We start from the raw sequence: 16,662 nt of genomic DNA, 5'->3' as shown, positions 1-16,662 counted from the left end.
GTGCCCCGCCCCGTCCTCATCTTCGACTTCGACGGTACCGTCGCCGTCGGCGACGGCCCCCTGCTGGCCTACGCCCGCGCGGTCGCCGCCCACACGGCATCCGCCGACGCCTTCGTCTCTGCCGTCTCGGCCCACCTCGCCGCCCCGATCGCCGACGTCATCGACGGGTACGACGCCGTTCGCCGCCTCGCCCTCGACGCCGGGGTCGACGACGACGCCCTGGCCGCGGCGTACACCCTCAGCCGCACGCAGCTCGGTAGCGCAGACGCGCCGGTGTCGACCGCGGCGGGGCTGGCGGAGTTCCTGGCGCAGGTGGATGCCGAGCGACTCCTCGTCACGAACGCTCCCGCCACCCGTCTCGACGCCGCCCTGTCCGGAATCGGACTGGCCGGCCTGTTCGACCGCGTGGTCACCGACGCCGCCAAGCCCGCCGGACTCGACGCCCTGCTCGACAGCCTCGGCGAGGGCGTGCCGGTGCTCACGGTCGGCGATGTCTGGCGCAACGACCTCGCCCCCGCCCACGCCCGTGGTCTCGACACGGCGCTCGTCGGCGGCTACGTCGATGCCGCCGCCACCCCCACCTTCCGTGCCGACACCCTCGACGAGCTGCTGCCGGCGCTCGCCGCGTGGGTCGACGCCGCCCACGTCGACGCTCCCCCCGCCGCACACCTCCCGTCCCACGCCTGAATCCCACCCGAACCGCAGAGGAATCATGAACACTCGTCGCTCCCGTCTCGTCGCGGCCTTCGCCACCGCCGCTCTCGCCTCGATCGCCCTGGCCGGCTGCTCCGGTGCCGCCGGCGCCGACTCGGCCGCCCCCGCCGCCGACCCGAGCTCCCTCGTGCTCGCGCTGGTTCCTTCGCAGGACCAGGCCAACCTCGTCGACACCGCGAAGCCCCTCACCGACATGCTCACCGAGAAGCTCGGCATCCCGGTCACGGGCGTCGTGTCGAAGGACTACCAGGCCGCCGTCGAGGCGATGGGCGCGGGCCAGGCGCAGATCGGCTTCCTGCCCTCGCTGCAGCTGTGGCAGGCGAACGACCGCTACGGCGCCTCGGTCGTGCTGCAGACCGAGCGCAACGGAAACATCACCTACCCGGGCCAGTTCATGACGAACGACCCCGACAAGTACTGCGACACCCCCGTCGTCGAGCGCGACGGCATGTCGTTCTGCAACGGCGCCGACGCGCTGCAGGGCCCCGCGGGTCTCGACAGCATCACCAAGATCGCCGGTGCCAAGGTCGCCGTGCTCGGACCCGGCTCGCCCGCCGGGTACATCTACCCGATGCTCGCGCTGAAGGAGGCCGGCGTCGACATCGACAGCGGCTTCCAGAAGGTACCGGTCACGGCCAACGACGCGTCCGTCCTGGCGGTCTACAACGGCGACGCCGAGGTCGGCTTCAGCTTCTGGGACGCCCGCACGCTCGTGAAGAAGGACAAGCCCGACGTGGGCCAGAAGGTCGTCGTGTTCGGCCTGACCAACGAGATCCCCAACGACGGTGTGGCCGTCTCGAAGGATCTGTCGCCCGAGCTGCAGAAGAAGATCTCGACGGCGCTCGCCGACTACTCCGCGACCGACGAGGGCTCCGCCGCCCTGAAGGCCGTCTACTCGATCACCAAGCTCGCCCCGGCCGACCCGTCGTCGCTCGACGTCGTCGCGCGCGCCGCCCAGCAGCTCGGACTCCAGTGACGACCGGATCGCTCACCCCGGGCGTCGAGGCTCTCGCCTCGGCGCCCTGGGGCATCCGTCTCGCCGGGGTCTCGGTGCGCTACCCCAACGGCACGGTGGGACTGAAGAACGTCACCCTCGACATCGCGCCCGGCGAGCTCGTCGCCGTGGTGGGACTGTCGGGCTCGGGCAAGTCGACCCTCATCCGCACCATCAACGGCCTGGTGCCCGCGACCTCCGGTGTCGTCGAGGTCGGCGGCCGACGCGTCGACAACGCCTCGGGGCGTCGCCTGCGCGAACTGCGCGGGCACATCGGCATGGTGTTCCAGAGTTTCAACCTCGCCGGCCGCACCACAGTGCTCAATAACGTGCTGGTCGGTCGCCTCGCGCACACCCCGCTCTGGCGCACGCTGTTCGGTGCGTACCGTGACGCGGATCGCCGGCTCGCTTTCGAGGCGCTCGACCGGGTCGGGCTGCTGCCGAAGGTCTGGGACCGCGCATCGGCGCTCTCGGGAGGCCAGCAGCAGCGCGTCGCGATCGCCCGCGCGCTCACGCAGCAGCCGCGTATCGTCCTCGCCGACGAGCCGGTGGCGAGCCTCGACCCGCCGACGGCCCGCGGGGTGATGGACGACCTGCGCCGCATCAACGTCGACCTCGGCATCACCGTGCTGGTCAACCTGCACCTGCTGGATCTCGCCCGCGAGTACGGCACGCGCATGATCGGCATGCGCGCCGGAGAGGTCGTCTACGACGGCCCCGCGGCATCCGCCACCGATGCCGATTTCGCGCAGATCTACGGACGCTCGGTGACCGCGGCCGACAGGCTCGAGCGATGACCGTGCTCACCGTTCCGCCTCGTCCGAAGGGGCGATGGATGCCGTGGACCGCCGCGGGCGTCGTCGTCGCGGTGACCGTGTTCATGTGCCTGCCGGTGGTCGGGGTGGGCCTCGACGTCGGTGCGATCGCGCGCAACTGGCAGCAGGGTGCGCTGCGGGTGGGCGAACTTCTCACCCCGGACTGGTCGTTCTTCCCGCGCACGGTCGGTCCGATCCTCGAGACGCTGCAGATGGCGGTCCTCGGCACCGCGGTCGGGGCGGCGATCTCGCTGCCGGTGAGCTTCTGGGCGGCCCGGCCGACGAACCCGTTCACTCCGACGCGGGCGCTGGTGCGCGGCATCCTGAACGTGATCCGCGCCGTGCCCGAGCTCGTCTACGCGGCGGTCCTCGTCGCGATGGTCGGGGTGGGCGCCCTCCCGGGCATCCTGGCGCTCGTGCTGTTCAACGTCGGCATCATCGTCAAGCTCGTGTCGGAGTCGATCGACGCCACCGACGCCGGCCCCCTCGAGGCCGGTCGTGCCGCCGGGGCGACCCAGACGCAGATCAACCGCGCGATCGCTCTGCCCGACACCTGGCCCGCGTTCGTCTCGCAGACGCTCTACGTCTTCGAGCTCAACGTCCGCGCCTCGACCGTGCTCGGCCTCGTGGGGGCCGGCGGCATCGGGCTGCTGATCGATGCCGTGCGCACCTTCTACCGCTACGACCAGCTGTCGCTCGTCATCGTCGAGATCCTCGTGATCGTCGTCGTGCTCGACACCGTCAGCGACGCGATCCGCCGGAGGCTCGTATGACCGCCCTCGCCCCCTCGCGGCCCGTGAGCCTCGCGCTGCCGCCGCGCCGTCGGAAGCCCCTGCGCACCCTGTCGTGGGTCGTCGTCACGGTCGTGGTCATCGCCGCCTTCTGGTCGGCCGACATCACGTGGTCGCGGCTCGGGGAGCTCCCCGCCGAGATCGTGCGTTACCTCGGCCTGATGTTCCTCTCGCCCGCGTGGGAGAAGCTGCCCGAGGCGCTCTGGCAGACCTGGCGCAGCGTCGAGATGGCGTGGATCGGCACCGTGCTCGGCATCCTGATCGCGACCCCGCTCTCGCTCGTCGCCGCGCGCGGCTTCGGCCCGGCGGCCGTGCGCGTCGTCCTGCGCTTCGTCTTCTCGCTGGTGCGGGCCGTGCCCGAGCTGGTCTTCGCGATCATCATCCTCTCGGTCACCGGTCTGACCCCGCTGACCGGGGCGCTCGCTCTCGCGATCGGGGGGATCGGCACCCTCGGCAAGTGGGGCTACGAGGCGGTCGAGAACGTCGCCCCCGGCCCCATCGAGGCCGCGCGGGCGGCGGGCGGCTCGACCGCCCAGGTGCTGCGCTGGGGAGTGTGGCCCCAGGCCTCGCCGACGTTCCTGTCGTTCTGGCTGTACCGCTTCGAGATCAACGTGCGCGCCTCGGCCGTGCTCGGCCTGATCGGCGTCGGCGGGATCGGCGACATGCTCACCTCGTACACCCAGTACCGTGAGTGGTCGACGGTCGGCATGCTGTTGATCGTCGTGGTCGTCGTCACCGTCGCGATCGACGCGGTCTCGGGCCGCATCCGCCGCCGCATCATGGAGGGCCCGCGTGTCCGCTGAGATCCCCGTGACCGCCCGCATCGCCGCCGTGCGCAACTCGCTGCAGCCGAGCGAGCGCCGGGTCGCCGACCTCATCGTCGATGATCCGGATGCCGTGATCGAGCTCACCGCGCAGCAGATCGCCGACCGCGTGGGGGTGGGTCGCTCCTCCGTCGTGCGCGCCTGCCAGACCTTCGGCTACCGCGGGTACCCGCAGCTGCGGGTGGCGCTCGCGGCGGAGCGCGGACGCCGCGTGGTGCCGCCGGTCGCCCAGGACGGAGTGCTCGGCGGCATCCGCTCCGCCATCGACCGCATCGCGGACGATCTTCGCGCGGCCACCAGCCTGCTGGACGCCGACGGGGTCGATGCCGCCGTCGACGCGGTCGTGGGGGCCCGTCGCCTGCTGGTGGTGGCGAGCGGGTTGTCGGCTCCGGTCGCAACGGATCTCGCGATGCGCCTGACGGCGGTGGGGCGCCCGGCCGAGACCCTGGGCGATCCGATCGGCCAGCAGATCGCCGCGCGCCACCTCTCGCCCGATGACGTCTGCGTCGTGGTCAGCGGTTCGGGGGCGAACGAGGCGAGCCTGCGCGCGGCCACGGCTGCACGCGCGGCCGGGGCGCGAGTGATCGCCCTGACCTCGTTCGTCGCCTCGCCGCTCACCGAGCGCGCCGACCTCTCGCTGGTCCTCGCCTCGGGCGGGACGTTCCGCGACGAGCTGGAGCACACCTCGCGCATCGCGCACGCGGTCTTCGCGGAGGCGTTCGTCGACGCCGTGGCCCGCGCCCGCGCAGGCGTCGCCGACCTCGCCCGCGAGCGCGTGCTCGAGATCCTCTCCGACAACCTCGGCGACGCCGGCTGACACCCGCTTCCGCGTCACGGCGGTGCGGGTCGCCCCGTCGTGCGGATCGGGCGGGCGACGCGCGGGCCCGGGGGTGCCGGCATCCGGCGTATCGGGCGTCAGCTCCGTACGACGGAGCCCGCGCTACTTGGCCAGCCGCAGCGCCGCCCACAGCTCGGCGCGCGCGGAGAACGACGACAGGTCGCGATCGAGCACGCGCTCGGCCTGGGCGACCCGGGCGCGCACGGTGTGGCGATGGATGCCGAGGGCCTGCGCGGTCGCCTCGTGCGAGCAGTCGTGGGCGAGCCAGGCGTCCAACGTCTCGAGCAACGCGGACCCCTGCGCCTCGTCGTAGGTCCGCAGCGGAACCAGGGCACCCGCGGCGACGGTGCGCGCCGCCTCGGATCCGAGGGCGGCCAGAAGACCCGCGCGCGCGGTGTCGGCGAAGTCGGCGACGCCGGGAGTGGCGAGCCGGTCGCGCGCGGTGCGCGCCTGGGTCAGGGCGGCCGAGAAGGCGTCGTAGCCGGTGGGCGCCGAGCACCCGACGACGATCTCGAACCGGTCGGCGACCTCGGCCAGCGCGTCGCGGGCTGCGGCGGGCACGACGATGACGAGCCCGTCGTCACCGCGACCGAAGAACATCTCGCCGCGACGCTCCTGCGCGCGCAGCTCGAGCCACTCGGTGAGGGCAGTGGAACGAGTGGATGCCGCGGGCGTCACCGCCACCACGACGGGGGCGGCCGGCAGCGGGCCGAACAGGTCGCGGCCCGCGCGCCGGGCCAGCGCGGGATCGTCGGTCGCGAGCGACTGCACGAGCCCGGCGCGAAAGGTGCCGATGGCGCGGCCGAGTCCGTCCTGCTGCTCGAGGGCGAGGGCGGCCATCGCGACCACGGCGGTCACGACGCTGCGCGCCTCGTGGTCGAGGTCGTCGGCCGCGAGCGCGAGCACACCGCGGAGGTGCCCGCCGCGGCCCAGCGTCTGCAGGCTCACCGAGGTGTCGTTCGGGCGCACAGTGGAGGCCGCGCGCGTGCCGCGGCGGAGCATCGTCGTGACCTCGGCGGCGACGACGTGGAGGGCGGGCGCGCCGAGTCCACCCGCCGGGTGCTCGGTGCTCAGGGTGCCGGCCGCGTCGAAGAGCCCGACCCAGCAGTCCAGCTGTCGAGACAGTTCGGCGAGCGTCGCCGAGAGGCCGTCGGGGCGCAGGGCGGCGAGCGAGACCGCGCGCTGCGCCGCGAGAGACCAACTGCGCCGGGCGTAGGACTCCGCGGCGATCGCCTCGGCGCCGGCGCGGGCCACGGCAATGAAGGGGGTGCGGTAGGGAACTTCGAACAACGGCACGCCCGCGGCGAGGCAGGCCGCGGCGAGGCCCACCGGGATCCCGTCGCGCACGACCTCGGTGCCGAACCCCAGGGCTCGAACGCCCCGGGCGAGCAGTCGTGACACGTACGCGGTGTAGTCGTCCGTGTCGGCGAACTGCGTCCCCGTCGTGAGCAGGACGAGCCCCTCGCTGAGGAACGGGGTGGGGTCGACGAGGTCGCTGGAGTGCACCCACCGAACGGGGCGATCGATGCTTCCGGCCGGGAGTTCGTCCTCGCCGGCGACGAGGCGCAGTCGCAGGTCACGGCGCGCGAGGAGGGCGCGCAGACTCGGCGGCGCGACGGCGGTGTCGACCATGTCAGCTCCTGTACGACTCGTATATGACAGTGCCTGCGACTGTACAGGGGGGAGAGTGCGCGGCGCGTCGCGGCGTCCGTAGCATCGCCGCCATGAGCCTCGACACCCTTCCCCTCGTCGGCGGTCCGACCCTTCCGCAGGAGCGCCGCCTCGTCACCGCCATCCCCGGCCCGCGCTCGCAGGAGCTGCTCGAGCGCAAGGCCGCCGCCGTAGCATCCGGAGTCGGCCACACCGTGCCGATCCAGGCCGTCGCCGCCGGTGGGGGAGTCGTCGTCGACGCCGACGGCAACTCGCTCATCGACCTCGGCTCGGGCATCGCCGTGACCAGCGTCGGCAACGCCCACCCCGCGGTCGTGAAGGCCGTGCAGGATCAGGTGGCGGCGTTCACCCACACCTGCTTCATGATCTCGCCGTACGACTCGTACGTCTCCGTCGCCGAGGCGCTCAACCGCCTCACCCCCGGCGACCACGCCAAGAAGAGCGCGCTGTTCAACTCCGGCGCCGAGGCGGTCGAGAACGCCGTCAAGATCGCCCGCAAGTTCACCGGTCGTCAGGCCGTCGTCGCGTTCGACCACGCCTACCACGGCCGCACCAACCTCACGATGGCGCTGACGGCCAAGAACATGCCGTACAAGAGCGGCTTCGGCCCCTTCGCCGCCGAGGTCTACCGCGCTCCGCTGTCGTACCCGTTCCGTGACGGACTCTCGGGACCGGATGCCGCGGCCAAGGCCATCTCGCTGATCGAGAAGCAGGTCGGTGCCGAGAACCTCGCCGCTGTCATCATCGAGCCCATTCAGGGTGAGGGCGGTTTCATCGTCCCCGCCGACGGCTTCCTCAACGCGATCGTCGACTGGTGCCGTGACAACGGCGTCGTCTTCATCGCCGACGAGGTGCAGTCGGGCTTCGCCCGCACCGGCGCGATGTTCGCCAGCGAGCACTTCGGCATCGTGCCCGACCTGGTCACCACGGCCAAGGGCATCGCCGGCGGTCTGCCGCTCGCGGCGGTCACGGGCCGCGCCGAGATCATGGACGCCACGCACACCGGCGGCCTCGGCGGCACCTACGGCGGAAACCCGATCGCCTGCGCCGCCGCCCTGGCCTCGATCGACGCCTTCGAGAACGAAGGGTTCGTCGAGCGCGCCCGCGAGATCGGCGAGCTCCTGCTCGGCCGCCTGCGCGAGATGCAGCAGAGCGACCCGCGCATCGGCGACGTCCGCGGCCACGGCGCGATGATCGCCGCCGAGTTCGTCGACCCCGCGACCGGTGCGCCCGACGCGGCCCTCACCTCCGCGGTGGCCAAGGCCGCCATCGCCGAGGGCGTGATCGTGCTCACCTGCGGCACCTACGGCAACGTCATCCGGTTCCTGCCGCCGCTGTCGATCGGCGACGACCTGCTGACCGAGGGTCTCGACGTCGTCGCCGCGGCCCTGGCCCGCAGCTGACAGCCGTCCCGACGGTGGCGGAAGACCCGAGAGCCCGCCGCCGTCGGGGCCACCCCGAGTTCGCACAGACGCACGACAAGTAAGGACGCTTTCATGGACGAGATCACCCGCGACGTGGTCGTCATCGGAGCCGGCGCCGCCGGCCTCACCGCCGCAAACGACCTGCGCAAGGCCGGCCTCTCGGTCGTCGTGCTCGAGGCTCGCGACCGCGTCGGCGGTCGCCTCTGGACCGACGTCATCGACGGCGCCATGCTCGAGCTCGGCGGCCAGTGGGTCTCGCCCGACCAGCAGGCCCTCATCGACACCGCCGCCGACCTCGGCCTGCCCCTGTACAGCCGCTACCGCGAGGGCGACAGCGTGTACGTCGGTCCCGACGGTGAGGCGAAGCGGTTCACCGGCGAGATGTTCCCCGTCGCGCCCGAGACCGAGAAGGTCATCGACGAGGTCACCGCGCGCCTCGACGCCATGGTCGCCGAGATCGACCCCGACCGGCCATGGGCGCACCCCCGAGCCGCGGAGTGGGATGCGATCTCGTGGGACGCGTGGCTCCGCCAGCAGACCGACGACGACGAGGCGATCCGCAACCTCGCGTTCGCCACGGGCTCGGCGATGCTCACCAAGCCCACGCACACGTTCTCGCTGCTGCAGTCGCTGCACATGGCGGCATCCGCGGGCTCGTACTCGAACCTCGTCGACGCCGACTTCATCCTCGACAAGCGCGTGGTCGGCGGTCTCCAGCAGGTGCCCGAGCTGCTCGCCGAGCGTCTGGGCGACGACGTCATCCTCAACCAGCCGGTGCGCCGCATCGTCTGGGGTGCCGAGGCGCCGACGCCCGCTCGCTCCGCCGACAGCGCGACGGGGCAGCGGGTCGACGACCTGCGCGCCCTGACCGCGCGCGTCGACGCGGCGAAGTCCTCGACCGACGGCGTCACCGTGATCGCCGACGGCGTGACGGTCCGCGCGCGCTTCGCGATCCTCGCCCTCGCGCCGGTGCTGTACTCGCGCATCTCGTTCGAGCCCCCGCTGCCGCGCCTGCAGCACCAGATGCACCAGCACATCTCCATGGGCTTCGTCATCAAGGTGCACGCCGTCTACGAGACGCCGTTCTGGCGCGAGAAGGGCCTGTCGGGCACCGCCTTCAGCCCCTACGAGCTCGCCCACGAGGCCTACGACAACACCAACCACGGCGACGAGCGCGGAACCCTCGTGGGCTTCGTCTCGGACCACAACGCCGACGACCTGTTCCGGCTCAGCGCCGAGGAGCGCCGCGAGCGCATCCTCGAGTCGCTGTCGCACTACTACGGCCCCGAAGCGAAGAACCCCGTCGTCTACTACGAGAGCGACTGGGGCACCGAGGAGTGGACCCGCGGGGCGTACGCCGCGAGCTTCGACATGGGCGGTCTGCACCGCTACGGTGCCGACCTCCGCGAGCCCGTCGGCGCGATCCACCTCGCGTGCAGCGACATGGCCGGCGCCGGGTTCCAGCACGTCGACGGCGCCATCCGTCAGGGCCGCCGCGCCGCCGCCGAGATCCTCGAGCGGACGCGCGGATGACCGCGCGCCGTGTGGTCGTCGGGTACACCGCGACCGACGCCGGTGCCGACGCCCTCGCGCTCGGGGCGCGTCTGGGCGCGGCCCTCGACGCCCCCGTGCACGCGGTGGTCGTGCTGCCCTCCGCCGAGAACAACGTCTCGATCCCGACCGATGCCGGCTACGAGCGGCTCGTGCAGGACACCGCCCGCGGCTGGTTGCGCGAGGCCGTGGCGCCGTACCCCGGCATCCGCGGTCACGTCCGCTTCGCGCAGGCGGTGTCGGACGGTCTCGTCGCCGCCGCCGAGGAGTTCGACGCCGGCGTGATCGTCGTCGGTACCGGCGGGGGAGGGCCGCGCGGTCGACACCGCCTCGGCACCACCGCCGAAGAGCTCGTGCATTCAGCGCCCGTCCCGGTCGCCCTCGCCCCCGAGGGCGCGCGCGACGTCGACCCGGGTGTGGGGCTCCCGCGCATCACCGCCGCGATCGGCACGCGCCCCGGGGCGGACGTCCTGCTCGAGACGGCGGCATCCGTCTCCCGCCGGGCGAAGGCACCGCTGCGACTCCTCTCGCTCGCGGGCGTCGATCTTCCGGGGCGCGTCGACGCGTCGCTGACCCGGCTGACCGGTCAGGCCCACGCCGAGAGCGTGCTGGAGGCGGTCCGCGCCGCCCTCCCCGCCGAGATCGAGGCCGAGGCCCTGGTCGGAGCCGGATCCGACATCGAGGACGCGGTCTCTCGCATCGGCTGGATGCCGGGCGAAGTCGCCCTGGTCGGCTCGAGCCGTCTCGCGCAACCGCGTCGCCTCTTCCTCGGTTCCACCGCCGGGCGCATCCTGCGCGCCCTTCCCGTCCCCATGATCGTGGTGCCCCGCACCTCGGAGGCTTCCTCATGACCACCCCTCGCAACGACGCGAGCCCCGCACCCGACAGCGCCGTCACCACCGGCATCTCCAACAAGGGGCTCCGCGTCGGCTCGATCGGCATGATCGGCGCCGTCGTCATCGGCATCTCGACCATCGCGCCCGCCTACACGCTCACCGGAGCGCTCGGCCCGACCGTCTCGGCGGTCGGCTTCCAGGTGCCGGCGATCATCCTCGTCGGGTTCATCCCGATGCTGCTGGTGGCCCTCGGCTATCGAGAACTGAATTCGCGGATGCCGGATGCCGGCACCTCCTTCACCTGGGCGGCTCGAGCCTTCGGCCCCTGGGTCGGGTGGATGGCCGGGTGGGGCCTGATCGCCGCCACGGTCATCGTGCTGTCGAACCTGGCCGGCATCGCCGTCGACTTCCTGTTCCTGCTGATCGCACAGGTCACGGGAAACCCCGAGATCGCCGAGCTCACGCGGGTCGTCCCGATCAACATCGCGGTGTGCCTGCTGTTCATGCTGCTGGCGACGATCGTGTCGTACCGCGACCTGCAGACCACGCAGCGTCTGCAGTACGGTCTCGTCGGTTTCCAGATCCTCGTGCTGCTCGTCTTCGCCGGCGCCGCGGTCGTCGAGATGATGAACGGCAACGCCTTCGATGCGAGCCCGGTGCAGCTGTCGTGGTTCAACCCCTTCGAGGTCGACTCGTTCAGCGCGTTCGCCGCCGGGCTCTCGCTGTCGATCTTCATCTTCTGGGGATGGGACGTCATCCTCACCATGAACGAAGAGACGAAGGACCCCGACAAGACGCCCGGTCGGGCCGCCACCGTGACGGTGTTCCTCATCGTGGCGCTGTACCTGCTGATCGCCGTCGCGCTGCTGATGTTCGCCGGCAACGGCACGGGGGAGCTGGGCCTGGGCAACGAGGACATCCAGGAGAACGTCTTCTTCCACTTGTCGGGGCCGATTCTCGGGCCGCTCGCGTTCCTCGTCTCGCTCGCGGTGCTCACCAGCTCGGCATCCTCGCTGCAGGCGACCTTCGTGGGCCCGGCGCGCACGCTTCTGGCCATGGCGCACTACGACGCTCTTCCCAAAAAGTTCGCCAAGGTCAGCCCGCGCTTCTTCACCCCCGGCTACGCCACCATCGTCTCGGCGATCGTCGCCTCGGTGTTCTACGCGGTCATGCGCGTGCTGAGCGAGAACGTGCTGACCGACACGATCACGGCCCTCGGCGCGATGATCTGCTTCTACTACGGGCTCACCGCGTTCGCGTGCGTCTGGTACTTCCGCAAGCAGTGGTTCGACTCGGTGCGCAACGTCCTCCTGACGCTGCTCGCGCCCCTCGTGGGCGGCGTGATCCTCGCGGTGCTGTTCGTGACCACCCTCATCGACAGTGCCAGCCCCGACTACGGCTCGGGCTCGGAGATCGGCGGTGTGGGTCTCGTGTTCGTGATCACGGTCGTCATCATCGTCGCGGGCCTCGTCCTCATGGTCGCGCAGCGCATCGCCAGCCCCGGCTTCTTCCGGGGTGAGACCCTGGGTCGCGAAGCGCCCGCCAGCGCCCGCCGCCGCCGCATCACGTCCTGACAACGAAACGAAAAGGAGCACCATGAGCGACTACGCCGTCGTCAATCCCGCCACCGGTGAGACCCTCGCCGAGTACGACACGCTGAGCGATTCCGGGGTCGAAGAGGCCATCGCCTCCGCCCACGACGGATACCGCGTCTGGTCGCGCACCGCCCCGGCCGAGCGCGCCGAGGCCCTGCGCCGCGTCGCTCAGTTGCACCGTGATCGGCGTGACGATCTCGCCGCGATCATCGTGCGCGAGATGGGCAAGCCGCTCGAGGCCGCCCTCGGCGAGGTCGACTTCGCCGCCGACATCACCGAGTACTACGCCGACAACATCGACAAGATCACGGGCGACAGCCCTCTCGACATCCTGGGCGAGGGCACCGCGGTCATCCGCCGGTCGCCGCTGGGCGTGCTGCTCGGCATCATGCCGTGGAACTTCCCGTACTACCAGGTCGCCCGGTTCGCCGCCCCGAACCTCGCGGTCGGCAACACCATCCTCCTCAAGCATGCGCCGCAGTGCCCCGAGTCGGCCGAGGCGCTCCAGGCGATCTACCGCGACGCCGGGCTCCCCGAGGGCGCGTACGTGAACATCCGCGCGACCAACGACCAGGCGGCGACCATCATCGCCGACCGTCGCGTGCAGGGTGTCTCGGTCACCGGTTCCGAGCGCGCGGGTGCGGCGGTCGCCGAGATCGCGGGCCGCAACCTCAAGAAGGTCGCGCTCGAGCTCGGCGGGTCCGACCCCTTCATCCTGCTGTCGACGGATGATCTGGATGCCGCTGTGCAGTCGGCCGTCGACGCGCGCCTCGACAACAACGGGCAGTCGTGCAACGGCGCCAAGCGCTTCATCGTGATCGACGAGCTCTACGACGCCTTCCTCGAGAAGTTCACGGCGGCGCTGGGCGAGGCGAAGGTCGGCGACCCCTTCGCCGACGACACCGTGCTCGGCCCTCTGTCGTCTCTCGCGGCGGCGGAGCGCCTCGACGAGCAGGTGCAGCGCGCGGTGGCCCAGGGGGCGACCGTGGAGGTCGGCGGAACCCGCGACGGCGCCTTCTTCCCTGGGACCGTCCTCACCGGCGTCACGAGCGAGATGGACGCGTACGGCGAAGAGTTCTTCGGGCCCGTCGGTACCGTCTACCGCGTCTCGAGCGAGGACGAGGCGGTCGATCTCGCGAACGACACCGGCTACGGCCTCGGCTCGTACGTCTTCACGACGGATGCCGAGCAGGCTCAGCGCATCGCGGATCGCATCGAGGCCGGCATGGTCTACGTCAACGTGGTCCTCGCCGACTCGCCCGAGCTGCCGTTCGGCGGGGTCAAGCGCAGCGGCACCTCGCGCGAGATGGGTCTGCTGGCGGCCGACGAGTTCGTCAACAAGAAGCTCATCCGCACTGCGTGATTCCTGGGCGTCTCCCGACACGGTCCTTCGTGTCGGGAGACGCCGACTCTCCTGCGCGCGGTGTCCCTCGAGCGGCCTCGGTTCGCCAGCCCGGAGGACATGACATAGACTGGGGAGTGCAGTCGAAATCTGCATTCTTTCGCCGTGCCCCCGGGCACGTGGCATTCCTCCCCGAGGGATTCCAGGCGGAAAGAGGGCCGGTTTCGAATCCTGGATCCCTCGGGATCTTAGGGCGGTAGCTCAATTGGCAGAGCAGCGGTCTCCAAAACCGCAGGTTGCAGGTTCGATTCCTGTCCGCCCTGCGCACAGCGCACGCTGGCACAGACACAGACCTAGGTGGTTCGATGACGCAGGACGAGGCGAAGGGCGAGATCGTCGCTGAGCGCGGCGCGCCCCGCGAGAAGAAGCTCAACTTCTTCGCGCGGATCGCCCTCTTCATTCGTCAGGTCTTCGCGGAACTGCGCAAGGTCGTCACGCCGACGCGGCAGGAGCTGATCAAGTTCACCGCCGTCGTCCTCGGGTTCGTCGTCGTCATGATGGCGATCGTCTACGGCCTCGACGTGTTGTTCGTGTGGATCACCACCGCCGTCTTCGGCGTCCCCGGTACCGCCGGCGCCTGACCGGCGTCTGGGCGGACGCGCGGCGCCAGGAGCGGCCGCCACTGAACGGAAGAGATCACAGTGTCTGAAAGATATGTCGACGACGCCGACTGGGCGACGGCCGCTGAGCAGTCCAGTGAGGACGACGAAGCCCAAGAGGGCAACGTGCTCGAGTCCCAGGAGCGCGCCTCCGACTCGGCCGAGCACACGGCCGTGCACATCGTCGACGACGAGACCGACACCGACGACGCCGACCTCGGCGACATCGACATCACCGACCCGGAGGCGGACGCGATCGTGAACGACGCTCTCGAGATCGACGAGACCAGCGAGGCCGAGGCCGCCGCCGAGGTCCTCACCGACGCCCTCGCCGAGGAGCAGGCCGAAGAGGCCGCCGAGGCTGCCGACGAGGTCACCCCCTACGACGGCCCCGACGTCAACGGCGAGCCCGACGCTCCCGTGCTCGACGAGGACTTCGTCGACGAGGTCTCCGCCGCGGCATCCGTCGTCGACGAGGCCGAGGCAGCCGAGTCGCCGGCCGACGCCGCGACCGATGTCGACGCCGACGACACCGACGAAGACGCCGACCCGTACGAGGCGTTCCGCGCCGAGCTGCGCTCGCTCCCCGGCAAGTGGTTCGTCATCCACTCCTACGCCGGCTTCGAGCGCAAGGTGAAGGCCAACATCGAGCAGCGCAAGTCGACGCTCGAGGTCGAGGACGACATCTACCAGGTCGAGGTCCCCATGGAGGACGTCGTCGAGATCAAGAACGGCCAGCGCAAGATGGTCAACCGCGTGCGCATCCCCGGCTACGTGCTGGTGCGCATGGACCTCAACGAAGACACCTGGTCGGTCGTCCGTCACACTCCCGGTGTCACCGGCTTCGTGGGCAACGCCCACAACCCGACGCCGCTGCGTTTCGAAGAGGCCTTCAACATGCTGAAGAGCCTCGTCGAGGTCAAGGAGTCCGCTCCCGTCAAGGGCGCCGCGGCCAAGGGCTCGGCCACCACGGCTCGCGTCATCCCCGCCGAGGTCGACTTCGAGACCGGCGAGACCATCACGATCAAGGAAGGCTCGTTCGCGGGCCTGCCCGGCACGATCAGCGAGATCAAGCCCGAGAGCGGCAAGCTCACGGTGCTCGTGTCTCTCTTCGAGCGCGAGACCCCGGTCGAGCTGTCGTTCGACCAGGTCACCAAGATGATCTGACGCCACCCGCGTCTCTCACGAACGCCCCGCACGGCTCCGGCCTGCGGGGCGTTCGTCGCTCCCGCGCTCCCGCCCCGCCGTCGCTCCCGCGCCCTCGCGATGGTGGGAGTGGGTTGGCGGTGGGGGAGCGCGGCGGGCGCGGGAGCGGGGGAGGGAGGGATGCCGAAACGCCGGGCGTCGCGTACAATGGCAAGGTTGCGTGCGTCAGTGCGCAACGACCGCTGTCCGGAACCGCCGGATGTGCGGGAGAGAGGGAGCCGCGAGGCCCCCGCTCGAGAGAGGAAAAGGATATGGCACCCAAGAAAAAGGTGACCGGCCTGATCAAGCTCCAGATCAAGGCAGGCGCGGCCAACCCCGCGCCGCCGATCGGTCCGGCGCTCGGTCAGCACGGCGTCAACATCATGGAGTTCTGCAAGGCCTACAACGCGGCGACCGAAGCCCAGCGCGGCAACGTCATCCCCGTTGAGATCACGGTCTACGAAGACCGCAGCTTCACCTTCATCCTGAAGACCCCGCCGGCGGCGGAGCTCATCAAGAAGGCAGCCGGACTGGCCAAGGGCTCGTCCACGCCGCACACGGTCAAGGTGGGCAAGCTCACCAAGGACCAGGTTCGCGAGATCGCCACCACGAAGCAGCCCGACCTGAACGCGAACGACATCGAGGCCGCCTCGAAGATCATCGCCGGCACCGCCCGTTCCATGGGCATCACGGTCGAGGACTGAGGGAGATAACAATGGCTACCAAGTCCAAGGCATTCCGCGCCGCAGCTGAGAAGATCGCGGCCGACACGTTCTACACCCCGACCGAAGCCGTCGCCCTCGCGAAGGAGACCGGCTCGAAGAAGTTCGACTCGACCGTCGAGGTCGCGCTGAAGCTCTCGGTCGACCCCCGTAAGGCCGACCAGATGGTCCGCGGCACGGTCATCCTCCCCCACGGCACGGGTAAGACCGCGCGCGTCATCGTCTTCGCCAACGGCCCCGCGGCCGAGGCGGCTCTCGCCGCCGGCGCCGACGAGGTCGGTGGAGCCGAGCTCATCGAGAAGGTCGCGGCCGGCTACACGTCGTTCGACGCCGCCGTCTCGACCCCCGAGCTCATGGGCCAGGTCGGTCGCCTCGGTAAGGTCCTCGGACCCCGCGGCCTCATGCCGAACCCCAAGACCGGCACCGTGACCCCCAACCCGGCCAAGGCCGTCGAGGAGATCAAGGGCGGAAAGATCGAGTTCCGCGTCGACAAGCACGCCAACGTGCACTTCGTCGTCGGCAAGGCGTCGTTCACCGCCGAGCAGCTCGACGAGAACCTCGCCGCCGCTCTCGAGGAGATCGTCCGCCTCAAGCCCTCGAGCTCGAAGGGTCGTTACATCCAGAAGGGCGCCGTGTCGACCACGTTCGGCCCCGGCATCCCGCTGGACGTCAACGTCATCGTCTGACATCCGTCACCGAAA

General features: G+C 70.7%; 16 protein-coding genes and 1 tRNA gene. 16 read left to right on the top strand and 1 reads right to left on the bottom strand.

Annotated features, from left to right (window positions below; genetic code table 11):
• Genes OVA26_RS14690 through OVA26_RS14665 form a run of 6 tightly spaced genes read left to right on the top strand, consistent with a single transcriptional unit; the run spans nucleotide 1 to nucleotide 4,955 of the window.
• Nucleotides 1-687, top strand: coding sequence for an HAD family hydrolase (locus tag OVA26_RS14690; RefSeq protein WP_268104614.1), 687 nt, complete (start codon nucleotides 1-3; stop codon nucleotides 685-687).
• A 25-nt stretch (nucleotides 688-712) separates the two neighbouring features.
• Entirely contained in the window at nucleotides 713-1,690 is a 978-nt protein-coding gene (locus OVA26_RS14685) for a phosphate/phosphite/phosphonate ABC transporter substrate-binding protein (protein ID WP_056230395.1), read from the top strand.
• Nucleotides 1,687-2,505, top strand: coding sequence for a phosphonate ABC transporter ATP-binding protein (gene phnC, locus OVA26_RS14680; protein WP_081349777.1), 819 nt, complete (start codon nucleotides 1,687-1,689; stop codon nucleotides 2,503-2,505). The genes OVA26_RS14685 and phnC overlap by 4 nt, the downstream gene beginning before the upstream one ends.
• Complete coding sequence (gene phnE, locus OVA26_RS14675; RefSeq protein WP_268104611.1) at nucleotides 2,502-3,296, top strand: phosphonate ABC transporter, permease protein PhnE; 795 nt, start codon at nucleotides 2,502-2,504, stop codon at nucleotides 3,294-3,296. Before phnC ends, phnE (OVA26_RS14675) begins: the two co-directional genes overlap by 4 nt.
• Nucleotides 3,293-4,117: a phosphonate ABC transporter, permease protein PhnE gene (phnE, locus tag OVA26_RS14670; RefSeq protein WP_268104610.1), complete on the top strand. Its 825-nt coding sequence runs from the start codon at nucleotides 3,293-3,295 to the stop codon at nucleotides 4,115-4,117. The genes phnE (OVA26_RS14675) and phnE (OVA26_RS14670) overlap by 4 nt, the downstream gene beginning before the upstream one ends.
• Nucleotides 4,107-4,955 carry a MurR/RpiR family transcriptional regulator gene (locus OVA26_RS14665; RefSeq protein WP_268104609.1) on the top strand — a complete coding sequence of 283 codons (849 nt, stop codon included), beginning with the start codon at nucleotides 4,107-4,109 and terminating at the stop codon, nucleotides 4,953-4,955. The genes phnE (OVA26_RS14670) and OVA26_RS14665 overlap by 11 nt, the downstream gene beginning before the upstream one ends.
• Nucleotides 4,956-5,078: 123 nt before the next feature.
• On the opposite strand, the gene OVA26_RS14660 is transcribed toward OVA26_RS14665, so the two are convergent.
• A complete protein-coding gene (locus tag OVA26_RS14660) occupies nucleotides 5,079-6,608 on the bottom strand; it encodes a PucR family transcriptional regulator (RefSeq protein WP_268104607.1) in 1,530 nt (509 codons plus the stop codon).
• Between the two features lie 92 nt (nucleotides 6,609-6,700).
• Between OVA26_RS14660 and gabT the strand changes: the two genes are divergently transcribed.
• From gabT to rplA, 10 genes are all read left to right on the top strand, one after another.
• Entirely contained in the window at nucleotides 6,701-8,050 is a 1,350-nt protein-coding gene (gene gabT / locus OVA26_RS14655) for a 4-aminobutyrate--2-oxoglutarate transaminase (RefSeq protein ID WP_200914195.1), read from the top strand.
• Nucleotides 8,051-8,143: 93 nt separating this feature from the next.
• On the top strand, nucleotides 8,144-9,604 hold the full coding sequence (locus OVA26_RS14650) for a flavin monoamine oxidase family protein (RefSeq protein WP_268104606.1): 1,461 nt from the start codon (nucleotides 8,144-8,146) through the stop codon (nucleotides 9,602-9,604).
• Nucleotides 9,601-10,473 carry a universal stress protein gene (locus OVA26_RS14645; RefSeq protein ID WP_268104605.1) on the top strand — a complete coding sequence of 291 codons (873 nt, stop codon included), beginning with the start codon at nucleotides 9,601-9,603 and terminating at the stop codon, nucleotides 10,471-10,473. Before OVA26_RS14650 ends, OVA26_RS14645 begins: the two co-directional genes overlap by 4 nt.
• The gene (locus tag OVA26_RS14640) at nucleotides 10,470-12,032 is read left to right on the top strand and encodes an APC family permease (protein ID WP_144786089.1); all 1,563 of its coding nucleotides are present in this window, start codon (nucleotides 10,470-10,472) and stop codon (nucleotides 12,030-12,032) included. The genes OVA26_RS14645 and OVA26_RS14640 overlap by 4 nt, the downstream gene beginning before the upstream one ends.
• Before the next feature lie 22 nt (nucleotides 12,033-12,054).
• Nucleotides 12,055-13,416, top strand: a complete 1,362-nt coding sequence (locus tag OVA26_RS14635) for an NAD-dependent succinate-semialdehyde dehydrogenase (RefSeq protein ID WP_268104604.1) — start codon at nucleotides 12,055-12,057, stop codon at nucleotides 13,414-13,416.
• 229 nt (nucleotides 13,417-13,645) lie between these two features.
• Nucleotides 13,646-13,718, top strand: a tRNA-Trp gene (locus OVA26_RS14630).
• Nucleotides 13,719-13,760: 42 nt separating this feature from the next.
• Nucleotides 13,761-14,036 carry a preprotein translocase subunit SecE gene (gene secE / locus OVA26_RS14625; RefSeq protein WP_056230372.1) on the top strand — a complete coding sequence of 92 codons (276 nt, stop codon included), beginning with the start codon at nucleotides 13,761-13,763 and terminating at the stop codon, nucleotides 14,034-14,036.
• A gap of 60 nt (nucleotides 14,037-14,096) precedes the next feature.
• The gene (nusG, locus tag OVA26_RS14620) at nucleotides 14,097-15,221 is read left to right on the top strand and encodes a transcription termination/antitermination protein NusG (RefSeq protein ID WP_074695549.1); all 1,125 of its coding nucleotides are present in this window, start codon (nucleotides 14,097-14,099) and stop codon (nucleotides 15,219-15,221) included.
• A 290-nt stretch (nucleotides 15,222-15,511) separates the two neighbouring features.
• Nucleotides 15,512-15,943 (top strand): 50S ribosomal protein L11, encoded by a 432-nt coding sequence (gene rplK, locus OVA26_RS14615; protein ID WP_013585556.1) that lies wholly within the window; start codon nucleotides 15,512-15,514, stop codon nucleotides 15,941-15,943.
• Nucleotides 15,944-15,954: 11 nt separating this feature from the next.
• Nucleotides 15,955-16,647, top strand: a complete 693-nt coding sequence (gene rplA, locus OVA26_RS14610; protein WP_056230364.1) for a 50S ribosomal protein L1 — start codon at nucleotides 15,955-15,957, stop codon at nucleotides 16,645-16,647.
• The last annotated feature ends 15 nt before the right edge of the window (nucleotides 16,648-16,662 follow it).

The sequence above is a fragment of the Microbacterium sp. SL62 genome, from assembly GCF_026672635.1.
Taxonomy (GTDB): Bacteria; Actinomycetota; Actinomycetes; order Actinomycetales; family Microbacteriaceae; genus Microbacterium; species Microbacterium testaceum_A.
Note: the sequence above shows the minus strand (reverse complement) of the source record. Positions and strands in the feature narration are given on the sequence as shown.